Origin of the sequence: Moritella sp. F3 (assembly GCF_015082335.1) — a bacterium.
Taxonomy (GTDB): Bacteria; Pseudomonadota; Gammaproteobacteria; order Enterobacterales; family Moritellaceae; genus Moritella.
Window position 1 is genome coordinate 42,855 of sequence record NZ_BLRL01000017.1, and the last position, 21,251, is coordinate 64,105.

The window sequence follows — 21,251 nt, forward strand, 5'->3', positions numbered from 1 at the left end:
ATGTGAAATTTCCAAACATCCTATAGCGCAAAAAGGCCGGCGATTAAAAAATCACCAGCCAATGCCTTATGAGGGCAATAATCTATTTAAAAATAGATTATTTGATCTCAACAACGCAACCAGCTTCTTCTAGAGTAGCTTTTAGAGCTTCAGCTTCTGCTTTGTCAACGCCTTCTTTAAGAGCTACTGGTGCAGATTCAACAACACCTTTAGCTTCTTTAAGGCCTAGGCCTGTAGCGCCACGAACAGCTTTAATAGCTTTAACTTTGTTTTCGCCGAAAGAAGCAAGAATTACGTCGAATTCTGTTTGCTCTTCTTCAGCAGCAGCAGCGCCGCCGCCAGCAACAACTGCAGCTGCAGCTGATACGCCGAATTTTTCTTCCATTGCTTCGATTAATTCAACAACTTCCATTACAGAAAGTTCAGCAATTGCGTCGATGATTTGGTCTTTAGTGATAGACATGTGTCATTCCTAATATATTAAAATTTATTTTAGACAAAGCGGCTAAATTAAGCAGCTTCTTGCTCTTTTTGATCGCGTAAAGCAGCCAATGTACGTACAAGTTTACCAGCTGATGCTTCTTTCATAGTCATCATTAACTGAGCAATTGCTTCATCGTATGTTGGTAGTGTTGCTAATTTATCAATGTTTTCTGCACCGATAAATTCGCCTTCAAATGCTAACGCTTTAACTTCGAAAGATTCTTCTTGTGCAGCGAAGTCTTTTAAAAGACGTGCTGCAGCACCTGGGTGCTCGTTAGAGAATGCGATCAGAGTTGGACCGGTAAATGCTTCGCTCAGGCACTGAAAATCAGTACCTTCAACAGCACGCTTCATAAGAGTGTTACGTACTACACGAATGTATACGTTGTTCTCACGAGCTAGCTTGCGAAGACCAGTCATTGCACCTACAGTAACGCCACGTGAATCAGCAACTACTGCAGAAAGCGCAGCCTTGGCAGCTTCGTTGACTTCAGCAACAATTGCTTTTTTGTCGTCGAGACCTAATGCCATGGTCTATACTCCTGGATAAAACCGATTAAAAATCGGTATTAAAAATTTCCGAATAATACCAAGTAAACTTAGATATTAAACGAACCATTACGGCTCGGATTCCAGAAGAAATAAATTCTTCAGGGGCCCTGCACCATCTACGTAGGAAAGCTCAAGTATTAATTAAAATAGCCGATCATTATTAAGATATCACTTACAAAGTAAGAATATCTCCTACGGTCTTGGACGGAAGTAAGTCATATCAAGCATTAAACTCAATATCCTCACTTCAACCCACATTTTGTAAATACGTTAAAGCTAATAAATTAGCCTTAACGTATTTACTAATTTTTAGGGAACAAATTATACTAGATAAAAGGTTCCCTGTAAATTACTTAGTCTCTACCGTTGCAATATCAACAGAAAGACCAGCACCCATCGTAGTAGATAGGCTGATTTTCTTGATGAATTGGCCTTTAGCTGAAGCAGGTTTTGCTTTGCTAAGTGCGATCAATAGAGATTCAAGATTTTCTTTAATTTGTGCAGCTTCAAAATCCACTTTACCGATAGTAGTGTGGATGATGCCAGCTTTGTCGTTACGGTAACGAACTTGACCAGACTTAGCATTTTTAACTGCAGTCGCAACGTCAGGAGTTACAGTACCAACTTTAGGGTTTGGCATTAAACCGCGTGGACCTAGGATTTGACCTAGTTGACCAACAACACGCATAGCGTCTGGAGATGCGATAACAACATCAAAGTTAAGCTCACCGGCTTTAACTTGTGCAGCTAGATCGTCCATACCTACGATGTCAGCGCCAGCAGCTTTAGCAGCTTCAGCGTTAGCACCTTGTGTAAATACTGCAACACGTACTTCACGACCAGTACCGTGTGGTAGCACAGTAGCGCCACGAACGTTTTGGTCAGATTTACGTGAATCAATACCTAGGTTTACAGAAACATCGATGCTTTCTTTGAATTTAGCTGATGCTAATTCTTTAAGAAGTTCAACTGCTTCGTTGATTTCGTAAGCTTTTGTAGATTCCACTTTTTCGCGGATCGTACGCATACGTTTAGAAAGTTTAGCCATTTCCGAATTATCCTTCTACGTTCAAGCCCATAGAGCGAGCTGTACCAGCAATAGTACGAACCATTGCATCTAGATCAGCGCCCGTAAGGTCTGGTTGTTTAGTGTTAGAGATCTCTTCCAGTTGAGCGCGAGTAACAGTACCCACTTTATCAACGTTTGGACGACCAGAACCAGACTTGATGCCTGCTGCTTTCTTAAGTAAGAAAGATGCTGGAGAAGTCTTTGTTTCGAACGTAAATGAACGATCAGAATAAACTGTGATAACAACAGGAGTCGGAGAACCCTTTTCAACAGAATCTGTTTTTGCGTTAAACGCTTTACAGAATTCCATGATGTTAACACCGTGTTGACCTAGTGCAGGACCAACTGGTGGACTAGGATTCGCCATACCAGCTGAAACTTGCAGCTTAATATACGCAGTAACTTTTTTAGCCATTTTAATTTACCTTAAATATGGGTGCGAACGCTGTATCCAACATAGATACTAGCTTCCCGAAAAACAAGGGCAGCGAATTATAGATATAATTGCTGCCCTTGCCAAGCATTTTGTTGAAAATTCATTCAATAAAATGCAAATATAGTTGTATTTGACCTTACCTTTAACCTAACTGGTTAATGGAATTAGCCTTTTTCTACTTGACCGAAATCTAATTCAACCGGAGTAGAACGACCGAAGATCAATACAGAAACTTTTAAGCGACTCTTTTCATAGTCAACTTCTTCAACAACACCGTTAAAGTCAGCAAATGGACCGTCAGATACACGAACCACTTCACCCACTTCAAATAACGTCTTAGGACGCGGCTTGTCAATTGCATCTTGAAGACGGTTAAGAATACGATCAGCTTCTTTAGAAGTAATAGGAGCTGGACGTTCTTTAGTGCCGCCAATGAAGCCAAGTACACGTGGTAAACTGCTTACCAAATGCCATGATTCATCGTTCATTACCATTTGAACTAAAACGTAGCCTGGGAAGAACTTACGTTCACTCTTGCGGCGTTGACCAGCGCGCATTTCAACAACTTCTTCCGTTGGAACAAGTACTTCACCGAAGTATTCTTCCATGTTGTGAATTTTAATGTGTTCTGATAATGTTTTTTGAACACGACCTTCAAAACCGGAAAAGGCTTGAACTACGTACCATCTCATTTTCTGTTCAGACATGAACTTATACCTTTACATCTGTGATAAATGCAACTACACGAACTAGAATACCATCTAGACCCCATAGCACTAACGCCATAATAGCGGTAACAACTAATACGATAAGTGTAGTTTGGATTGCCTCTTGGCGTGTAGGCCAAACTACTTTACGTACTTCTGTTCTTGATTCAGATGCAAATTCAAGCGCATTGCGCCCTTTACTTGTCTGCAATGCAATGCCACCAGCAATAACAGCGGCAATAATTACAGCAACTGCGCGGATTAACACTGATTCTTCACTAAAAATATTGTTACCAATAACTGTGCCAATTAGAATTATAGCAACTAGTACCCATTTTACAGTTTCTAGTGCTTTTCCTTGGTTTTCAGTATTTGAAGTCATACTACTAACCTGTACCTTAAAGACAAAAAAATCCGCTGTTACACGGTGATGACAGTGGCAGGAGGAGGAGATAATCGAACTCACAAACATCAGTTTGAAGAACGCCTTTTCTACCAATTGGAACTACCCCTACAAACGGAGCTCCTAATTATAGGGGCTTTCGTTTTTCATGCAAGTTATTCGTAAATAATTATGAATAATATTTGAATTACAAATAGCTTAAATAGATTATGATTAAATTTATTTTTTGATTTTTAAAAGCGTGGTTATTTTAAAGGTGTAGTTATTTGATATGAAGAATATAAGAGAAGAAACAATTGACCTGAAAAATGGTGCTGATACCCAGAATCGAACTGGGGACCTCATCCTTACCAAGGATGCGCTCTACCGACTGAGCCATATCAGCGAATTTGGAGCGGGCGGCGGGAATCGAACCCGCATTATCAGCTTGGAAGGCTGGAGTAATAGCCATTATACGACGCCCGCATGCGTCCTGAATACAAAGTGGTGGAGGGAGAAGGATTCGAACCTTCGAAGGCTGAGCCGTCAGATTTACAGTCTGATCCCTTTGGCCACTCGGGAACCCCTCCACATATTGTACTTCAGTAACGAGTTAAATGGTGCCGACTGCCGGAGTCGAACTGGCGACCTACTGATTACAAGTCAGTTGCTCTACCTACTGAGCTAAGTCGGCGGCGTCACTTAACGAGGAGGGATATTAGAGTAACCCCCAACCTCTTGCAACCTTAATCGCTAAAAAGCAGTTTTTTTTTATTCTACTGGCGAATATTTAGCCATTTAGAGTCAAAACCTAGCGTAACATCCACTTCCAATTAAGTTTCAGCACGTCGCAATGATACTTCGCCACCAACATAAGGGCTGATAACCCCGTCAATTTCCAATAATAACGCACCAGTATGATCAATGCCTTTGGCAATACCGTGTTTTTGTTTCTCACCTAAGGTTAAAACCACCGGACAATCTTTAAATGCATCACAACGGTTCCATTCTTCGACGAAATGCGAAAAGCCAAACTGCTCAAAATCAGTTAATACCGTCACTAAATGCGATAAATAGCGGGTTGCAAGCTCATTCCTATCGAGTGGCAGTTGTAACTGTTGGCTGATATCAGTCCAAGCTTGATCAATTTCCAGCCCTGCTTGCAACGGCATATTTACATTCAAGCCTAAGCCGATAACTAAATGGCACTCCCCACCCGCGGTGGCAATAATTTCAACCAGCACACCGGCAATTTTCTTACCATCAACATAGACATCATTCGGCCATTTCAACTGAGTATTAGCAATGCCTAAATCAGTCAGCGTACGCTCAACGGCAATACCGATCACCAAACTTAAGCCAGATGCGGCTTGAATACCGGCATCAAGGCTCCAGTAAGTACTGGTATAAAGATGGGAGCCATAAGGCGATACCCATTTCTTACCACGACGACCACGGCCAGCAGTTTGATATTCCGCAAAACAACTGTGACCTTTATGCAATAACGCTGCTTTATCCAATAGATGTTGATTAGTCGAACCGAGCACTTGGTGACACTCAACCGTGACGCCACTCCCCTCGGCAATCTGCTGAGCATCAATCAATTGTAAAGGTGATGAAAGCTTATAGCCCTTACCGGTGATCTTGAATATATCTAAGCCGATTGTTTCTAATACCTTAACCTGTTTACTCACGGCCATGCGGCTGACACCTAGGGTTTCACCTAAGGCTTCACCAGAATGAAACTCACCATCAGCAAGTAAACGTATTAACTGTTGTCGTGACGCTGTCATATTAACCATTACACACCTCCGCCAAGTTAGTTTCACCGTCACGTCCAATGAAGCGCACTTCATGCTGTAACTCAACCGCAAAACGCGCCGCCACCGTCGCTTGGATATGTTGCGCAAGCATCACAATATCATGTGCTGTTGCCGTGCCAGTATTGACGATGACTAAGGCCTGCTCGGTATGCACTTGCGCCCCACCTCGCTGATAACCTTTGAGATCACATTGATCAATCAACCAGCCAGCCGCCAATTTAATCTTATCACCCGCAGAATAATGCGGCATGGTTGGGTTGTTCTCGAAAATCACATCAAATTGCGCTTTATTGATGATCGGGTTTTTAAAAAAACTACCCGCATTACCAAGCTTATTCGGATCAGGGAGTTTTTGTTGGCGAGTCAAACAAACCTGCTTAAAGATTGTTAATGCCGATGCATCCGAGCCTAAATTGGCTAGCGGACCATAATTAATTTTAGCTACCCAAGGTTTCGGTAATCTAATACCCACAGCGGTGATCACTGCTTTATCTTTAAGCTCACCTTTGAAAATACTATCACGGTAATCAAATTGGCATTCTGCCGATGTATAACGGCGCACCGTTAAGCTTTCAATATCAAGTACATCGACATAATCGCAGAAATTTTTCAATTCAACGCCATAGGCACCAATATTTTGTACTGGGGCTGCGCCGACAACACCGGGTATCAGGGCTAAATTCTCTAACCCTGCATAGCCTTGCGCCAAGGTCCACTGAACAAATTCATGCCAGTTTTCACCTGCAGCAACATGTAAGCTCACCACGTCATCAATTGATTCATTCACTGTGATACCCGTTAAACAAATACGAATAACCAGTCCATTAAAGTCATCACAAAATAATAAATTACTACCGCCACCAAGAATTAATCGCTGAGGAGCTGGGATAGCTAATGCTAATTTAAGCTCAGCTAAGGTCGTGACGGTGACAAATTGCGCCGCGTAAGCATCAACACCAAAACTGGTGTAAGGTTTTAAATTATGATTTTTTAGTATTTGCATGAAATAATTAGCACTCGTAACGCATGATCCCATGCAGATAGTACCGTGATAATACCGTATCTGTATGCAAAACCGAATAATAAAAGGCAACGAGATGCAGTTTCAGTGGTTAAAGAAAATAGAGAATCCGTTAGTTAAACCTTTTTATAAGCAATATCTGCCTTATTCTCGCCCCAACAAAGCCGAGCATATCGCCGTTTTAAAAGACAACAATAGCAAAGATAAGAATACCATTGTCGCTTGCGCACGTTTACGTCCTATCGGAGAGTTAACGCTACTCACGGGCATGTTAGTGTCTCCCGATTATCGTGGCCAGCAACTCGGTCATCAGTTATTACGCGAGATGCGTACTCACTTCATCACCGGTAAAACCTTTACCTTTGCTTTACCCCACCTTGCCGATTTCTATCATCAGCACGGTTTTGTGCCAACAACGCAGGCACCAAACGACATTCAGCAGCGCTTTTTGGCCTATCAGCAGCAAGGAAAAGCCCTGCTGCTATTAGGCTTTAATGATTCTAATCAAGCTGACATCTGATTATCTTTATAATAATATGAAATTACGTTAAGCTGATCACAGCCCATAATTAGACTAATAGACATCATGACAATTAAAACAGACGAACTTAGAACTACCTATATCGATCAGGTGATCACTCCAAGTCAACTGATTAAAGAGTTTCCATTATCTGATAACGCCGCACAGCAACTTATTAATAAACGCCGAGAGATAGAAGCGATTATTGAAGGTAAAGATAAACGCCTGCTGGTTATCATTGGTCCTTGCTCAATTCATGATACTAACGCCGCTTTAGATTACGCCCGTCGTCTAAAACCATTGCAAGAGCAATATAAAGATAGCTTAGTGATTGCAATGCGCGTGTACTTTGAAAAGCCACGTACCATTGTGGGCTGGAAAGGCTTGATCAGCGATCCGGATTTAAACGGTAAATATCAAGCAAACAAAGGTCTACGCTTAGCACGTAAACTATTAGTAGATATTACTGAAATCGGTTTACCAATCGCTACCGAATTCTTAGACATGGTTAACGGCCAATACATCGCCGATTTAATCAGCTGGGGCGCAATCGGTGCTCGTACGACAGAAAGCCAAGTACATCGTGAAATGGCATCTGCTCTATCTTGCCCTGTTGGTTTCAAAAATGGTACTGACGGTAATACGAAAATTGCCATTGATGCAGTACGCGCAGCTCAAGTACCACATATCTTTTACTCACCAGATAAAGATGGCCTAATGACGGTATACCAAACACACGGTAATCCATTTGGTCACGTTATTTTACGTGGTGGTAAAACGCCTAACTATGAGCGTTCGCACATTGATACTGCAACTAACGCCTTAACGGATGCGGGCTTAGCACCTTCAGTTGTGGTAGATTTCAGTCATGGCAACAGCCAAAAGCTTCATACTAATCAGCTACTTGTTGCTGAAGATGTGATGACGCAAATGCGTACTGGCAGCATGCAAATTTCAGGTATTATGGCTGAAAGCTTTATCGAAGAAGGTAATCAAGCTGTCGTAGCAGGCGAGCCTCTCGTTTACGGTAAAAGTATTACTGATGCTTGTATCCACTGGCAAGATACTGAGCAGTTATTAGCTGACCTTGCTCAAGCAGCACGTGATCGTATCGAAATAACAAAATAACGTTATCGAATAGTGAATACCAAAAAGCCGCGTTACTTCATTACTTGAATTAGCGCGGCTTTTTATTATCTTCAATTTACTTAGCTACTGTATATCGAATAGCTTAACAGATGATGCTTTGCAGATCAGCATCGAAACGATTAAGCATATGCGTAGACTGAATACGACGAATAGTGCCCGACTTACCACGGATAACTAAGGTTTCAGTGGTCACTTGGTTGCCTTTACGTTGTACACCTTCAACCAAGTCACCTTTGGTAATACCCGTAGCAGCAAAAATAACATTATCGTTTTTAGCTAATCTATCTAACGGTAAAATTTCGCCTACCACTAAGCCAAGCGCTTCACATCGTGCGATTTCAATCTCACCAGCAGCGCGGTTTTCAGGCGTATCACCTTTCACATCGTGGCGCGCTAATAGTCGCGCTTGCATATTACCGTCCATCGCGCGTATTGCCGCAGCAGATATAACGCCTTCTGGCGCGCCGCCAACACAATACATCATATCAACTTCACTCTCAGGCATGCAGCATAAAATCGACGCTGCAACATCACCATCAGGTAATGCGAATACACGCACACCCATTGCATGCAGCACTTTGATTTTATCGTCATGGCGCGGCTTAGCTAATGTCACGACCGTTAGTTCGCTAATATCTTTATTTAATGCTTTTGCGACATTACGAACATTGTCTTCAAGCGATAAGTTTAAGTCGATAGCGTTTTTAGCATCTGGACCTACAACCAATTTTTCCATATACATGTCAGGCGCTTTTAGAAATGCACCTTTCTCACCGACAGCAAGTACAGCAACAGCATTCGATTGGCCCATCGCAGTCATGCGCGTACCTTCAATCGGATCGACAGCAATATCAACAGCATCAGCGCCAATTATTTTCGTGCCGACTTTCTCACCGATGTAAAGCATTGGCGCTTCATCAATTTCGCCTTCACCAATAACTATTTCACCGTCAATATCTATCTTATTTAGCATCACTCGCATGGCTTCAACAGCAGCACCATCAGCAATATTCTTATCACCACGGCCTAGCCATTTATAACCAGCAAGTGCAGCGGCTTCAACGACGCGGGCGAATTCAATGGCAAGTGTACGTTTCATTTGTTAACTCCTATACATAAGTAGGTAAATTTTAAAGCACTACTTATTTAATTACAATTTGAGAGTCGTTATATTTAAACATCTAATATTTAAGATCATGTTTAAAAATCATATTCAAAGTCATCGCTCCAATACATCAGTATGATGACCTAACTAATAACAACATCTGTTTGTGGGATGCAGCTACACGCCAGTATCTTTTTAGCCTTTTTACCATCATCAGTGAGAGCATGATCAGCAAGTACCCGCACTTCACCCGATTCTAACGTCACACGACAAACGCCACAGTAACCCGCACGACAATTATAAGGGATATTGACGCCATTTTTTTCTGCTTGTTCTAATAATGTCGTTTTGTTATCGCCAATAAAACTAGTATCCCAGCTATCCAATAAGATATTCACCGGTTTGCCCGGCGTCTCTGAATGTTTATGATCGCCAAAACTTTCAGTAAATTGCTGTTCAGCAGGTACATCAAGCGCCGTTAATGCCGACGTCATCGTGGCCATAAATGCTTCAGGGCCACAAACATACACAGAGCGATCACTAATATCACGTACCACATCAGCGAGCATTTGCTGATCAATACGCCCTCTCAACCCAGTCCAAGCACTTTGGCTCGTTTCAGCAGTCAAAGTGAGTACCAAGCGCATATTTGTATGTTGGCGAGTGAGTAACTGCAATTCATCAAGGGCGATCAAGTCTACTGCTGTTTTGGCACTGTAAAAGAAGACAATGTCTTTATCACACTCAGTATCGGCATAATAACGCGCCATCGACAACATAGGAGTGATACCACTGCCCGCTGACAGTAATAGCAATTTTTGCGTTGTCGCGGTAAAGGCATGAAAAGGCCCGCGCGGTGATGACGCGCCTAAGCGGCCGCCAACCGTTAAATTATCATTCAACCAATTTGATGCTTTACCTTCTGTTACCCGCTTGACGGTAATCGCTAACAAATCAGGTCGGCTTGGCGAAGATGACAAAGTATAGTTGCGCATCACCAGATCTTGACCAATTTTTAGATTGAGCGTAATAAACTGGCCCGGTTTGTAATTCAATAATGCCGCAGGTTCAACGCGAAAACGAAATGTTTTAGTATCAGGTGTTTCATCAATAACCGCGACACAACACAATTGCCTTGTTTCGCCTTTGCCCCATAAGGTTTTAGCTTGCTGCTGGGCAGGATGTTTGACTACCGGCTTGGCTGCTGATGCCATGGGTTGCTGTTTAGGACGATTATCAGCATAAAACTTAGGTTCATGATACTCCAAAACTTCGACGCTATCGCCAAGCTTAATCTCCGCATCATTATGACTAATTAAATTTTGACCAAAATCAATCCGGCCCTCGCTATCTTTGCGGAATAAATTTAATGTTTGTAACGGTTCTTTATCATCCGCAAAATTGATTTCGCCTGGGGGCAGTGTCGTAAAAATACAGCGTTCACAAGCTTTAACTAATTCAAATTCAGCATCACCTATTTTTATCCGTTTCCAAGTATCTTCAGCAAAAGGTTCGCAACCTGTCACGACTAAATTGGTTCTAAATTGGCGCATATCAATCGGTCTGGCGGTACTACGATTCAATTCATCAAGTGACGCTTGCGAGATTAATAACAGCGGGAAACCATCAGCAAAGCCAACTTGTTTATCAAAATTAGCGACTTTGCGTGACGACTCCTCACCGAAATAAAGTAACTGACATGCCACGCCGAGGAATTTAGTTAACCACAGGTTCATTTCCTCACTACAGCGCTGACCTTTAATGCATGAGTCCCAAACCGTTACATCAGTATAATCTTGCTGGAGTTCTTTAAATGTGAGGGCTACCGGCGGCATTTTCGGCGCAGAAAGCATGATACCTTGAGAGGACACTTCAATCTTGATGGTCGATATTTTAGGTTGTGTTCGACCGGTAATAAATTGTCCTTGCATGTCACTAATCATAAAGCGACGGTCATGCTCCAAGCCCATTTCACTCACATGTGATTGGGTTAAGTTAATTGCTTTTGCAGACTTTAATGGATAAATAGTCAATCCAGATAGATTTATTTTAGTCACGAATTAATTCCCTTACTGTAACGACGCTTGCACTTTCAGATGCCGCTCATGCAACTGAAAGTGCAATAAAATACTGAGCAAGATAATAGCTTACAATAATAACGCCATAAGCACTATGGAACTGTTTTTTAAATCGATCGAATGCCAGTGTCGCATCTGAAAACAAAAACACAATGGCACCAATAAAGGCATACAGGCTGGCTGAACTCTCTAGATTAAAGTAACGCTCACCACTGACCCAGGCCATCACCACAATAATACTCATATACACCAAGACTGGTGCTTTCATTTCCGCGAGAGAGGACCACAATATGGTTAAATACAATATTGCGATAATCATTAAAGGCGCGATCAACGTCCAGGTATAAGTCATCTCAAACTGCATAGAAAAAGCAACGATGTAAGCTACATGGGCGACTAAAAAACTTAATAAGCCGGGGATAAATCGATCTTTGGGGAGCATCAGGAAGATGTCACCTAAGGTCGACAACAACAGCCCCAGTAAGATAAACCAAACATAATCACTGAGCGCTGGGGATAGATGCCAACATAACGCCACAATAGCGAGTGTAGTGACAGGCTTGAATACATAGAACAACCACTTTTGCTCTTTATAAGCGCCATATAAATGCAGTAAAGCACACACAAAGATACCCAGCGTACTTGTTATTAGCGTCGTTGTAACGTCCATTTTGACTCTTCCATCGTATTGAATAAATGCTCAATACTGAGTCATTTTCATCGCTATATACAAGTATTAAAACGCTATAACTGTGCGCAAGTTAACAATTATATACATAACAACCTGTAATATTAATGAAATGGTAGACAGAAATTAGCGAATTAGACTAGTTTATTCACTCATAAAGCGGCTAATAAACACTGATGGAGATTATTATCATGGAACAGCAACAAGCATTACAAAATCACCTTATCGCTATTGAAATGTATATTTGCCACTTAGGTAAAACATTTGAAGAAGCGTGTGAGGAACTGAACCTAGATATTACTGATCAACTTGCGCTAAAAAGCATGATGGTAGCCTAACCTAGCGCCACTTTATTATTTACCGATAGTGATCATTATTTGCTAACAGTAACTAAAGCCTAACCGTTACTCTTCGCTCGCCACATTATATTTTTTGTTAATTGGCTGCACGACATTCGCTTGTGATGCACCAAAGCCTAATACCCTCACGCTTTCATCAGTCAAAGCCTGCTTAGAGATCGGCTTGCTAATACAGCCCTCTATTGCTGCTTGTTCGTATTTGCCAAGGTTAAATTCAAACGGCTCCTCGGTTAGCGCTATGATGGGTGTTTTCTTATTACTTGAATCGCCAGACCGGATCAATTTGATTGTTGCCAAAGCATCTTCACCGTGCACTTGCATATAAATAAGATCAAATTGATGTGTTTGAACCAGCTCTAAACTCTCGATTCCCGAATTGGCGGTCACAACCTGCATATGCAATTGATTTAGAGTCTGCTGTAACACAACACGATTAATTTTATGATTTTCGACCAGCAAAACCTTAAGGCCGATTAATTTAGCTAATACCAGATCACTGCGCCCAACAATATGCTGAGCCCGTAAAGGGTAAACACGCGGCAGGCTCAGATTGATCGTGAATTTGGCGCCTTCGCCTAACGTACTATCAACCTGTAGTGTCCCCTGCATTAAATTAATCAATCGCGAACAAATGACCAAACTTAATCCTCCGCTAGGTACCTCACTGGTTTTATGGGGATGTGATAAATCATCGGCATCAAATAGGCGTGATAATTTGGTCACCGGTATACCAATACCGGTATCATTAACAGTAAAGACAAGGTCTGTCAGTTCAGGGTTATCACCATTGATACCACGCACTTGCAATTCAACAAAACCACGGTCAGTAAATTTCAATGCATTCACAACTAAATTGACCAGAACCTGTTGTAGTCGAGTCGGATCTCCAATATAAAATCGATGTAAATCTTCAGGATAATCCAGACTAAAACGGACGCGTAAATTATGATGCGCCAAGGGACGCAGAGATGTATATACCTGATCAAGAATTTCTAACAAGTCAAAGCATTCCTCGCTTAACTCTAAATTACCAGATTCTATTTTTGAATAATCAGCAACATTGTTCAACAGCATCAACATGTGACTTGCTGATTGCTTCATTAATTTTAAATATTCTACTGATTTCGTATTTTGTGGCATTTCACATAGCAACTCCGCTGTACCCAAAATACTGCTTAAAGGCGTTCTAATATCATTACTTAAACTATCGACAAACTGCTGCTTAGTTTGCCCTGAAAACGGTTTATTTACCTGCGCGAGTGCTGATTTCTCAAGCTCTTTGTTCAGTAAATTAATTAATCCATCGAGCTCTACATAAGGAGAGCACAAAGAGGTTGTATGATTTTCTTTCTCATCAATGGCTTGCTGACATCCAGCTTGCAGCATTGCCAATGGCTTTTTGACCAGTCTATTCATGACCAGTTTCGAGATGAACAAGCACATGAGCAATAATGGGAGGGTGATCCATAATAAATTAAGCTTTAGTGACGTTAATGCGGCAACTTGTGCTGGGTTAACTTGTTGGCTTGTTACCTCTACAGCGATAAACATCCCCGTCACCATTATCACTAACATAAATAATAATAATGTGCGTATTTTGTTATATAAGGAATACTGTAACACTACCTTATTTAAATCGACCTTGATTGCTCGCATAACCCATATATCCTTATTACTTGCTATGTAATAAATTTAGTTAACATTAAAAAAATTGCCTAACTATCTAATATATTTTCGCTTTAATTCAATGAACAACGGCTTTTAAAGAGGATAATGGTTTATTTCTGCTAGTCAGTTCTATTTATGCTGTACAATAGTAAACATCGACTAGAAAAATGTGGTTGGAATTTTGGCTATGCTCCTATATAGTTCCTGCCCCAGAAATGCTTTCTAGCAATTATATTTATTCAATTCTATTTAAGAGGTAGCTTCTTTGCGCTTTCAAGATTTCGGTATCGATCCACGTTTAATCAGTTCAATCAAACATTTAGGATTTGAACAAGCAACAGAGGTGCAGGAAGCAGCTATCCCACTTATTTTAGGTGGCTGTGACATCATGGCTACATCGCAAACGGGTAGTGGTAAAACTATCGCTTACGGTCTGCCAATATTACAGCGTATGTTAAAGCAACGTCGTTTCGAACACCGCGCAGTACGTGCCGTGATCTTAGCGCCAACACGTGAACTTGCAATCCAAGTACATGCCAACATGAAACACCTGGGCATGAGCTTAGATTATCAAATCCAATTAATTATTGGTCGTGAGTCATTCCAGCATCAAGAAAAACTGCTGCGTAAAAACCCTGAAGTATTAATTGCAACACCGGGTCGTCTACTTGATCATATTCGTGAAAAATCAATTTCACTTGAGCACTTAGAATTCCTTGTGTTAGATGAAGCTGACCGTATGTTAGACATGGGTTTCCGTGATGACGTATCTGCAATTTCAAACAGTGCGCCAAACGTAAAACGTCAAACAATGTTGTTCTCTGCAACACTAGAACACGTTGATGTTGCCAATATTTGTAACCAAGTATTACGTGCGCCAGAACGTATTGAGATTAATCGCTCAAACGATCAACATGAAAAAATTGAACAGCGTCTGCATTTTTCTGACAACCTAACACACAAAGAAGAACAATTAGTTCATCTTGCAAAAACTGAAGATTATCGCCAACTGTTAGTCTTTACTGCGACGAAGTCAGATACAGAACGTCTAGCAAAACTATTAGTAGATAACGGTATTGATGCCACATCTATTAACGGTGACATGTTACAAAATCAACGTAAACGTACGCTAGAAGATTTCCGTCGTGGCCGTGTTGAAGTATTGGTTGCAACAGATGTTGCTGCACGTGGTCTTGATATTCGTACGTTAAGCCATGTGATCAACTTTGATTTACCAATTAACCCAGAAGACTTTATTCACCGAACTGGTCGAACTGGTCGTGCTGGCGCAAGCGGTATTGCTATCTCACTCGTAAGCCCGAAAGATTGGACTTCATTTGGTAAGATCGAAAGCTACTTAAAAGTAAAACTGCCTTGCACTATGCTAGAAGGTTTTGAAGCTAAATTTAAAGGTCTTAAACCAAAGCCAGCGAAGAAACGTTTACCTGCAAGTAATAAAGGTCGCCCAACGAAGCTGACGCGTAAAGGTGATAAGAATGCACCGACGCACAAGCAGAATACTGCGCCGAAACAAGACAAGAAACAATCAATGCGCGATTCAATGGCAAGTGCCGTAGATAGCGGTTTCGCACCGATGAAGAGAAAGCCAAGAGCTGAAATCATCGACGATGGTCGCGAAGAAGATTAATCCTAAAAACCTGCTCCCGAGCAGGTTTTTTTATTTATACTGGTTGATTCTTTTTGTTTATACTGTTTTATAAAGAAACGTATAACACAGTTAAGCTCACGGGAGAGCAACCATGGCAGGATTAAGTTTAATCGCCCTACTCGATGATATCGCATCAGTATTGGATGATGTCGCACTGATGACAAAAGTCGCTGCAAAGAAGACGGCTGGCGTGTTAGGTGATGATCTGGCGCTCAATGCCCAACAAGTATCTGGCGTCAGTGCCGAACGGGAATTACCCGTGGTTTGGAAAGTCGCGAAAGGATCTTTCAAGAACAAAGCGATTTTAGTACCCGCCGCGCTCCTCATTAGCGCGATTGCCCCTTGGTTAATTACCCCACTTTTACTTATCGGTGGCTTATTTTTATGCTTTGAAGGTGCCGAGAAACTGCATCATGCTAAGTCAGCAACCGAGCATGAAAATAATACTGACGATGATTCCTTAGCCGGATTATCCGTTGAAGAATTCGAAAATCAAAAAGTCAAAGGCGCTATTCGTACCGATTTCATCTTATCCGCCGAGATTATTGTGATCGCGCTGGGCACAGTACAAATTGAATCATTAGCCACCCAGTTAACCGTGGTCAGTTTGATCGCTCTGCTCATGACTATTGGTGTTTATGGCTTGGTCGCGGGTATCGTCAAAATGGATGATGTGGGTTTATATCTCGTTAATAACAGCCGAGTAAAAACGCTGAAACACTATTTAGGTAATGGCTTACTTACTTTTGCACCCAAGTTAATGCGCTCATTAGCCGTAATCGGCACGGTTGCGATGTTCTTAGTCGGTGGCAGTATCGTGTTGCACAGTATTCCGGGCTCTCATGATGTGGTTCATTCGCTACTAACGATGCTACCAGAAGCATTATCACAAAACGTGATAGTCAGTACTGTTGCACCGATTGCGGTCGATGGCTTAGTCGGATTGTTGGCTGGTTTTATTGTGCTGTTGGTTGTCAGTGGTGTACAAAAATTAAGAATCTGATTAGGAACATTTTTAATGGTAGTTGTTAAGGTAATAATGACCTTAACAACTACTGAATAACACAGCTTCATTGTACGGCGTCGTTACTCATTGGTTTTATCTAATCGACTACCTAACACCAAACTTCAGGTTTAATGCTAATACTTGTTTCGCCAGATAACACTTGAATATCGCCATCCTGGATCATCAATTGTAGCTCCATATTACGGCTATATAGCTTTTCCATTTGCTCGGCAGTTTCATCATTAATATATTGAATTGATAAATTATCAGCACTGTATTTAATCTTCTTAAACCACAATCCTGCGCTGCGGCCGCCATACGTATAGATTGTCGCTTTCTGTGCTTGATTACAGGCTTTCTTCAAACGTTTATCCGATGGTTGGCCTAAATCAATCCATTGCTCGATCACGCCGATATCCGATTTAAACCAAATATCCGGTTCTTCATCTTCACCTAGACCTTTAGTAAAGCTCAAGCGTGCCTCTGCATCCACGTTTAGCATCCAGGCTAATAAGCGTAGCATTAGACGGTTATCGTTCTCTGAAGGATGTTGCGCAAGGGTTAGTGGGATATCATTAAGATAGACATGATTGTCGAGATCAACAATAGATACTTTTGCTTTTAAAATCGTTGCCGTTAAAGCCATGGGATTCACTAGTAAAGGGGATATGACAGGCATGATACACCAGTCTTTAAGGCAAGAAAGCTTAAGGTAAAAAAAAAGCCTAATAATCGCATATTGCTTTCACAACATGCGGCTTACTAAGCTTAATCAACAAGTGTTAATTAATGTATCGTTACATCATTAAACAACTTCTTTTGGACCACCAAATGAGTTAACAGCGGGTGCTTTGCCTTTGAACTTCTCAAATTCAACCTGACATGTATTCGCAGACGTTGCTTGCGCAAGTTCCGAAGAACCGATATCGATTGTTAGGTTGTTTGGATCGCCATAAGTACAAAGTGAACCGATGCTTTCGTCTTCAGGACCATACCAAGCACCCTCTTCGATACGAATAACATTCACAGGGTAGTTATCATCAACTACAGCACCCGCTAACAACTGACCACGGTCATTGAATACACGGACGATGTCGCCATCTTTAATACCACGTTTTTTCGCATCTGCAGAGTTCATGTAAACAGGCTCACGACCTTGCACTGAATAGGTTGCACGGAGCGACTCTGATTCACACATTTGTGAATGCAGGCGTTTATTCGGGTGACAAGATTGCATCCATACTGGGAATTCATCTGATTTTGGACCACCGTGTGAACGTTCTGTTTTCTCGAACCACATTGGGTGACCTTTACAGTGCTCATAACCAAAACGCGCAATCTTACGGCTATAGATTTCAATAAAGCCAGAAGGTGTGCCCAGTGCGTTAACTTCAGGATCTTCACGGAAGTCAGCATGGCGCGTCCAGTTTTCACCGTCACCGAAGTGGAAGTAACCTTCTTCCCAGAATTCATGGAAGTCAGGCATATCCCATTTACCGGCATTTGCTGTTTTAGATTCGTTATAAAGCTGCTCTAACCACTGCACTTCACTCTTACCTTGAGTATAGTCTTTACTCTTGCCCCAACGTTTCGTTAGTTCAGTAAAGATCTGAAAGTCAGTTTTAGATTGGAATAGTGGGTCAACTAGCTTTTTCATACCCAATAAACCTTTCGCGCGGTATGAACCATAAATATCTAAATCGTTACGTTCGTATTGCGTACAAGCAGGTAGCACGATATCAGAGAAACGACACGTTGCAGTCCAGTTGTAATCAATCGCAATCACAGTTTCCAGTTTTTGGAATGCTGCTTTCATGTTGTTACGATCTTGATGACGATGCCAAGGATTACAACCCGTGAATACCATCATTTTGATATCAGGGAAGGTGATTTTTGAGCCATTGGCATCAATCACTTTACCTGGATTTTGTAGTGCATCAACAAAACGCGCTACAGGGATCGTTGAGCTTGCGCCTTTAAAATCTTTGCTTGTATGGCGGATTGGCTTGCCTGAATCAGGATTACGTGGGAATGCACCCGCGCCAACTGCACCTGAAGTAGGTACACCAATTGAGCTATAGTGATGACCATAACTAATACCGCCACCAGGTAGGCCAATTTGACCTATCATTGTCGCTAATACAGCGCCCATCCAATATGGTTGCTCACCATGTTGTTGACGTTGAATTGACCAACCAAATAAGAATTGCGTACGGCCATTGGTAATTAAACGGGCAAAATCACGAATTTCATCAGCAGGTACACCACAGATTTCACTCGCCCATTCAGGTGTTTTCTCAACTTTATCTTCAGTTTCACCTTGCACATATTTCAAGAATTCATCGAAGCCAAGTGCATAAGTATCAATGAATTTCTTATCATGCAGATCTTCTTTTACCATAGTATGTGCTACAGCAAGCATGAAAGGTACATCAGTATGTGGGTTGATGTATCTGTGTTCATTACCCAAATAGTTTTGCGTTTTGTTCTTCACAGGATCAACACTGATCACGCGAATTTTCTTCTCTGCAACTTTGTCTTTTAGCGCTTCAAGGTATTCAAAGCTATCATGTGTTTCACAGTTCCAACCTACTTGTAGGTTTTTCACTGGATCCGTTGCCCATAAGATAATTGTTTTACTGTTATCTAGGATTAACGGCCATGATGTACCTGGTGCATATACTTCTGTCGAGCCAAGTACGTAAGGCAGAATTGTTTGACCAGCACCCGTTGAGTAATCACCCACATCTTTTACTGACGCGCCATGCATTGCGATCGCACGAGCCATATGGCTACCACAGCTGTGTAATTGACCTGTTGCACGCCAACCGTTAGCACCAGTATGTAGACCAGATGGGCCATACGTATTTTGAACACGCTCTAATTCTTCATAGAACATGTCTAATGCTTGATCCCAAGTAACACGAATAAAGCGGTTATCACCACGTTGTGTTGTGTCACTCTTCTCACGGTTTAGATACCAATCTAAACGTACCATAGGGTAGCGAACGCGAGATGGGCTATAGATAATACCTTCAATGCCTTGCAGCATATCAGTTGGATATTTATCTAATTCAAAGGCTTTAACTTCAGTAACTTTACCGCCATGGATTTTTGCACGGAACGCACCCCAGTGCGAACCAGTTAGTTTCCATTCAGCACGCTCAGCCATCGTCGCCGCACTTGCAGTTTTTGGTGCTAATAAACTAGGACCAATTACAGCAACAGCTGATGTCGCCATCACCCCCTTTAAAAAGGAGCGACGACTTACTGATACATTTTCTTTATTAGACTTTTTGTCTCTATTAAACATAGTCATACTTCTCTTTGAATTAGTGAGCATCTTTGCTGTAATCAGATGAATGGTTTTGTAGATACTTCAAGATAACATCATGTGTATCACCATCTAAGTTCACAAAACCTTGCATGCCGGCAAACATACCAACCCAAGTATTTGCATCAAAATGCGCTTCAGCTGGTTGGGTATGACAAACACTACATGTTGTTTGGTAAGCGCCTTTCGCATAATCCCAAATATTTTGTAGGTTTTCTTCATAACCTTTTTTATCAACCCATAGCGTGAACGTTACTTGTTCCCAAGGTAGACCAGTTAAATCATCTTCTCGTTTATCACCACGAACGAATAGTGACTCATCTTGCGAAGCTTCTTTTGATAGTGTTGCTTGAACAATGTTTTTCGCAAAATCAAAGTACAATACACGACCGTAACCTTTGGCTTTATGCCAAGTCACTAATTCAACTTCTAGGCGATCACCAGACTCTGCAATCACTTTAAACTTCGTCGCAGGCGTTAATACACCGAGGTACTCAGTTTCTTTATCATCTTTATAAAGCGGCGTTTGTACAAGAGAGTAGTACTCTTTACCAATTTCAAATGAGTGACCTTCAAGGTTTTTCGCCATTTTGCCTAGTTCACTGATAGCAGTGGTATCCATTTCTGGTAAATGGTGAGCAATACCTTTATGGCAATCAAGACAAGATTGATCTCGCTCTGCAGCGCCACGCATTTGCACCTGTGCCTTTTCAGACATCTTGGTGAAATCCATGCTCTTATAGTCATGGCAGTTACGGCATTCTAAAGAACCATTGGCTTTAAATCGCGCCCATTCGTTTTGTGCTAAATGCAAACGTTTCGACTCAAATTTCTCTTTGGTATCGACGGTACCAAGTAACCAACCAAATACGTCTTTACTCGCACGTGCTTTTGCAGCAATTTTATTCTGCCAGCGATGTGGAACATGACAATCAGGACAAGTAGCACGCACACCACTTCGATTAGACCAATGGATCGTGCTTTGAATTTCTTGGTAGTTATTCTCTTTCATACTATGACAAGAAATACAGAATGCTTCCGTGTTAGTTGCTTCTAGTGCAGTATTGAAACCACCCCAAAAAATAACACCAGCAAGGAAAGCACCACAAGTAATAATACCTAAAGAGATATGTTTACTTGGTTTGCTGAAAACGCTCCAAGAACGAGCGATCATAGAAAATAATTTTTTCATTATAGTAATA

20 protein-coding genes and 4 tRNA genes are annotated in these 21,251 nt (G+C 41.5%); 5 read left to right on the forward strand and 19 right to left on the reverse strand.

The features are described from left to right. Nucleotides 1–97: 97 nt before the first annotated feature. The 12 genes from rplL to murB all read right to left on the reverse strand — a co-directional run bounded on the left by rplL (nucleotide 98) and on the right by murB (nucleotide 6,488). Nucleotides 98–463, reverse strand: a complete 366-nt coding sequence (gene rplL, locus JFU56_RS19955; RefSeq protein ID WP_019442530.1) for a 50S ribosomal protein L7/L12 — start codon at nucleotides 461–463, stop codon at nucleotides 98–100. Nucleotides 464–510: 47 nt separating this feature from the next. After that, a complete protein-coding gene (gene rplJ, locus JFU56_RS19960) occupies nucleotides 511–1,014 on the reverse strand; it encodes a 50S ribosomal protein L10 (RefSeq protein WP_019442531.1) in 504 nt (167 codons plus the stop codon). Between the two features lie 370 nt (nucleotides 1,015–1,384). Then, nucleotides 1,385–2,083 carry a 50S ribosomal protein L1 gene (gene rplA / locus JFU56_RS19965; protein WP_019442532.1) on the reverse strand — a complete coding sequence of 233 codons (699 nt, stop codon included), beginning with the start codon at nucleotides 2,081–2,083 and terminating at the stop codon, nucleotides 1,385–1,387. A gap of 7 nt (nucleotides 2,084–2,090) precedes the next feature. Further along, a complete protein-coding gene (gene rplK, locus JFU56_RS19970; protein ID WP_198439013.1) occupies nucleotides 2,091–2,519 on the reverse strand; it encodes a 50S ribosomal protein L11 in 429 nt (142 codons plus the stop codon). Nucleotides 2,520–2,704: 185 nt separating this feature from the next. Then, entirely contained in the window at nucleotides 2,705–3,247 is a 543-nt protein-coding gene (gene nusG, locus JFU56_RS19975; RefSeq protein WP_198439014.1) for a transcription termination/antitermination protein NusG, read from the reverse strand. Between the two features lie 4 nt (nucleotides 3,248–3,251). Continuing rightward, the gene (secE, locus tag JFU56_RS19980; protein ID WP_019442535.1) at nucleotides 3,252–3,629 is read right to left on the reverse strand and encodes a preprotein translocase subunit SecE; all 378 of its coding nucleotides are present in this window, start codon (nucleotides 3,627–3,629) and stop codon (nucleotides 3,252–3,254) included. Between the two features lie 330 nt (nucleotides 3,630–3,959). Beyond that, nucleotides 3,960–4,035: transfer RNA gene (locus tag JFU56_RS19985), tRNA-Thr, on the reverse strand. 5 nt (nucleotides 4,036–4,040) lie between these two features. Next, nucleotides 4,041–4,115: transfer RNA gene (locus tag JFU56_RS19990), tRNA-Gly, on the reverse strand. Nucleotides 4,116–4,134: 19 nt separating this feature from the next. Next, nucleotides 4,135–4,219 (reverse strand) — tRNA-Tyr (locus JFU56_RS19995). Between the two features lie 28 nt (nucleotides 4,220–4,247). Beyond that, a tRNA-Thr gene (locus JFU56_RS20000) sits at nucleotides 4,248–4,323 on the reverse strand. A gap of 139 nt (nucleotides 4,324–4,462) precedes the next feature. Beyond that, the gene (gene birA, locus JFU56_RS20005; RefSeq protein ID WP_198439015.1) at nucleotides 4,463–5,431 is read right to left on the reverse strand and encodes a bifunctional biotin--[acetyl-CoA-carboxylase] ligase/biotin operon repressor BirA; all 969 of its coding nucleotides are present in this window, start codon (nucleotides 5,429–5,431) and stop codon (nucleotides 4,463–4,465) included. Further along, complete coding sequence (gene murB, locus JFU56_RS20010) at nucleotides 5,424–6,488, reverse strand: UDP-N-acetylmuramate dehydrogenase (protein ID WP_198439016.1); 1,065 nt, start codon at nucleotides 6,486–6,488, stop codon at nucleotides 5,424–5,426. The genes birA and murB overlap by 8 nt, the downstream gene beginning before the upstream one ends. A gap of 61 nt (nucleotides 6,489–6,549) precedes the next feature. Here murB and JFU56_RS20015 point away from each other — a divergent pair, with 61 nt between their 5' ends. Next, nucleotides 6,550–6,993 (forward strand): GNAT family N-acetyltransferase, encoded by a 444-nt coding sequence (locus JFU56_RS20015; protein ID WP_198439017.1) that lies wholly within the window; start codon nucleotides 6,550–6,552, stop codon nucleotides 6,991–6,993. A gap of 66 nt (nucleotides 6,994–7,059) precedes the next feature. Next, the gene (locus JFU56_RS20020) at nucleotides 7,060–8,121 is read left to right on the forward strand and encodes a 3-deoxy-7-phosphoheptulonate synthase (RefSeq protein WP_198439018.1); all 1,062 of its coding nucleotides are present in this window, start codon (nucleotides 7,060–7,062) and stop codon (nucleotides 8,119–8,121) included. 103 nt (nucleotides 8,122–8,224) lie between these two features. On the opposite strand, the gene glpX is transcribed toward JFU56_RS20020, so the two are convergent. The 3 genes from glpX to JFU56_RS20035 form a co-directional block, all read right to left on the reverse strand. Then, on the reverse strand, nucleotides 8,225–9,241 hold the full coding sequence (gene glpX, locus JFU56_RS20025; RefSeq protein WP_198439019.1) for a class II fructose-bisphosphatase: 1,017 nt from the start codon (nucleotides 9,239–9,241) through the stop codon (nucleotides 8,225–8,227). Between the two features lie 149 nt (nucleotides 9,242–9,390). Beyond that, the gene (locus tag JFU56_RS20030) at nucleotides 9,391–11,304 is read right to left on the reverse strand and encodes an MOSC N-terminal beta barrel domain-containing protein (protein ID WP_198439020.1); all 1,914 of its coding nucleotides are present in this window, start codon (nucleotides 11,302–11,304) and stop codon (nucleotides 9,391–9,393) included. 46 nt (nucleotides 11,305–11,350) lie between these two features. After that, a complete protein-coding gene (locus JFU56_RS20035) occupies nucleotides 11,351–11,995 on the reverse strand; it encodes a lysoplasmalogenase (protein WP_198439021.1) in 645 nt (214 codons plus the stop codon). 209 nt (nucleotides 11,996–12,204) lie between these two features. Here JFU56_RS20035 and JFU56_RS20040 point away from each other — a divergent pair, with 209 nt between their 5' ends. Next, complete coding sequence (locus tag JFU56_RS20040) at nucleotides 12,205–12,351, forward strand: hypothetical protein (RefSeq protein WP_019442543.1); 147 nt, start codon at nucleotides 12,205–12,207, stop codon at nucleotides 12,349–12,351. Between the two features lie 66 nt (nucleotides 12,352–12,417). Here the strand turns inward: JFU56_RS20040 and JFU56_RS20045 are convergent, their stop codons facing one another. Then, on the reverse strand, nucleotides 12,418–14,028 hold the full coding sequence (locus JFU56_RS20045; protein ID WP_198439022.1) for a hybrid sensor histidine kinase/response regulator: 1,611 nt from the start codon (nucleotides 14,026–14,028) through the stop codon (nucleotides 12,418–12,420). A gap of 277 nt (nucleotides 14,029–14,305) precedes the next feature. Between JFU56_RS20045 and JFU56_RS20050 the strand changes: the two genes are divergently transcribed. Together JFU56_RS20050 and JFU56_RS20055 are read left to right on the forward strand one after the other, a co-directional pair. Further along, nucleotides 14,306–15,688, forward strand: coding sequence for a DEAD/DEAH box helicase (locus tag JFU56_RS20050; RefSeq protein WP_198439023.1), 1,383 nt, complete (start codon nucleotides 14,306–14,308; stop codon nucleotides 15,686–15,688). 112 nt (nucleotides 15,689–15,800) lie between these two features. Then, complete coding sequence (locus JFU56_RS20055; RefSeq protein WP_198439024.1) at nucleotides 15,801–16,712, forward strand: DUF808 domain-containing protein; 912 nt, start codon at nucleotides 15,801–15,803, stop codon at nucleotides 16,710–16,712. Nucleotides 16,713–16,824: 112 nt separating this feature from the next. On the opposite strand, the gene JFU56_RS20060 is transcribed toward JFU56_RS20055, so the two are convergent. The 3 genes from JFU56_RS20060 to torC all read right to left on the reverse strand — a co-directional run bounded on the left by JFU56_RS20060 (nucleotide 16,825) and on the right by torC (nucleotide 21,241). After that, nucleotides 16,825–17,361 (reverse strand): YaeQ family protein, encoded by a 537-nt coding sequence (locus JFU56_RS20060; protein WP_198439025.1) that lies wholly within the window; start codon nucleotides 17,359–17,361, stop codon nucleotides 16,825–16,827. Nucleotides 17,362–17,520: 159 nt separating this feature from the next. Next, nucleotides 17,521–20,034 carry a trimethylamine-N-oxide reductase TorA gene (gene torA, locus JFU56_RS20065; protein ID WP_198439026.1) on the reverse strand — a complete coding sequence of 838 codons (2,514 nt, stop codon included), beginning with the start codon at nucleotides 20,032–20,034 and terminating at the stop codon, nucleotides 17,521–17,523. A gap of 13 nt (nucleotides 20,035–20,047) precedes the next feature. After that, the gene (gene torC, locus JFU56_RS20070) at nucleotides 20,048–21,241 is read right to left on the reverse strand and encodes a pentaheme c-type cytochrome TorC (RefSeq protein ID WP_198439027.1); all 1,194 of its coding nucleotides are present in this window, start codon (nucleotides 21,239–21,241) and stop codon (nucleotides 20,048–20,050) included. Nucleotides 21,242–21,251: the final 10 nt, after the last annotated feature.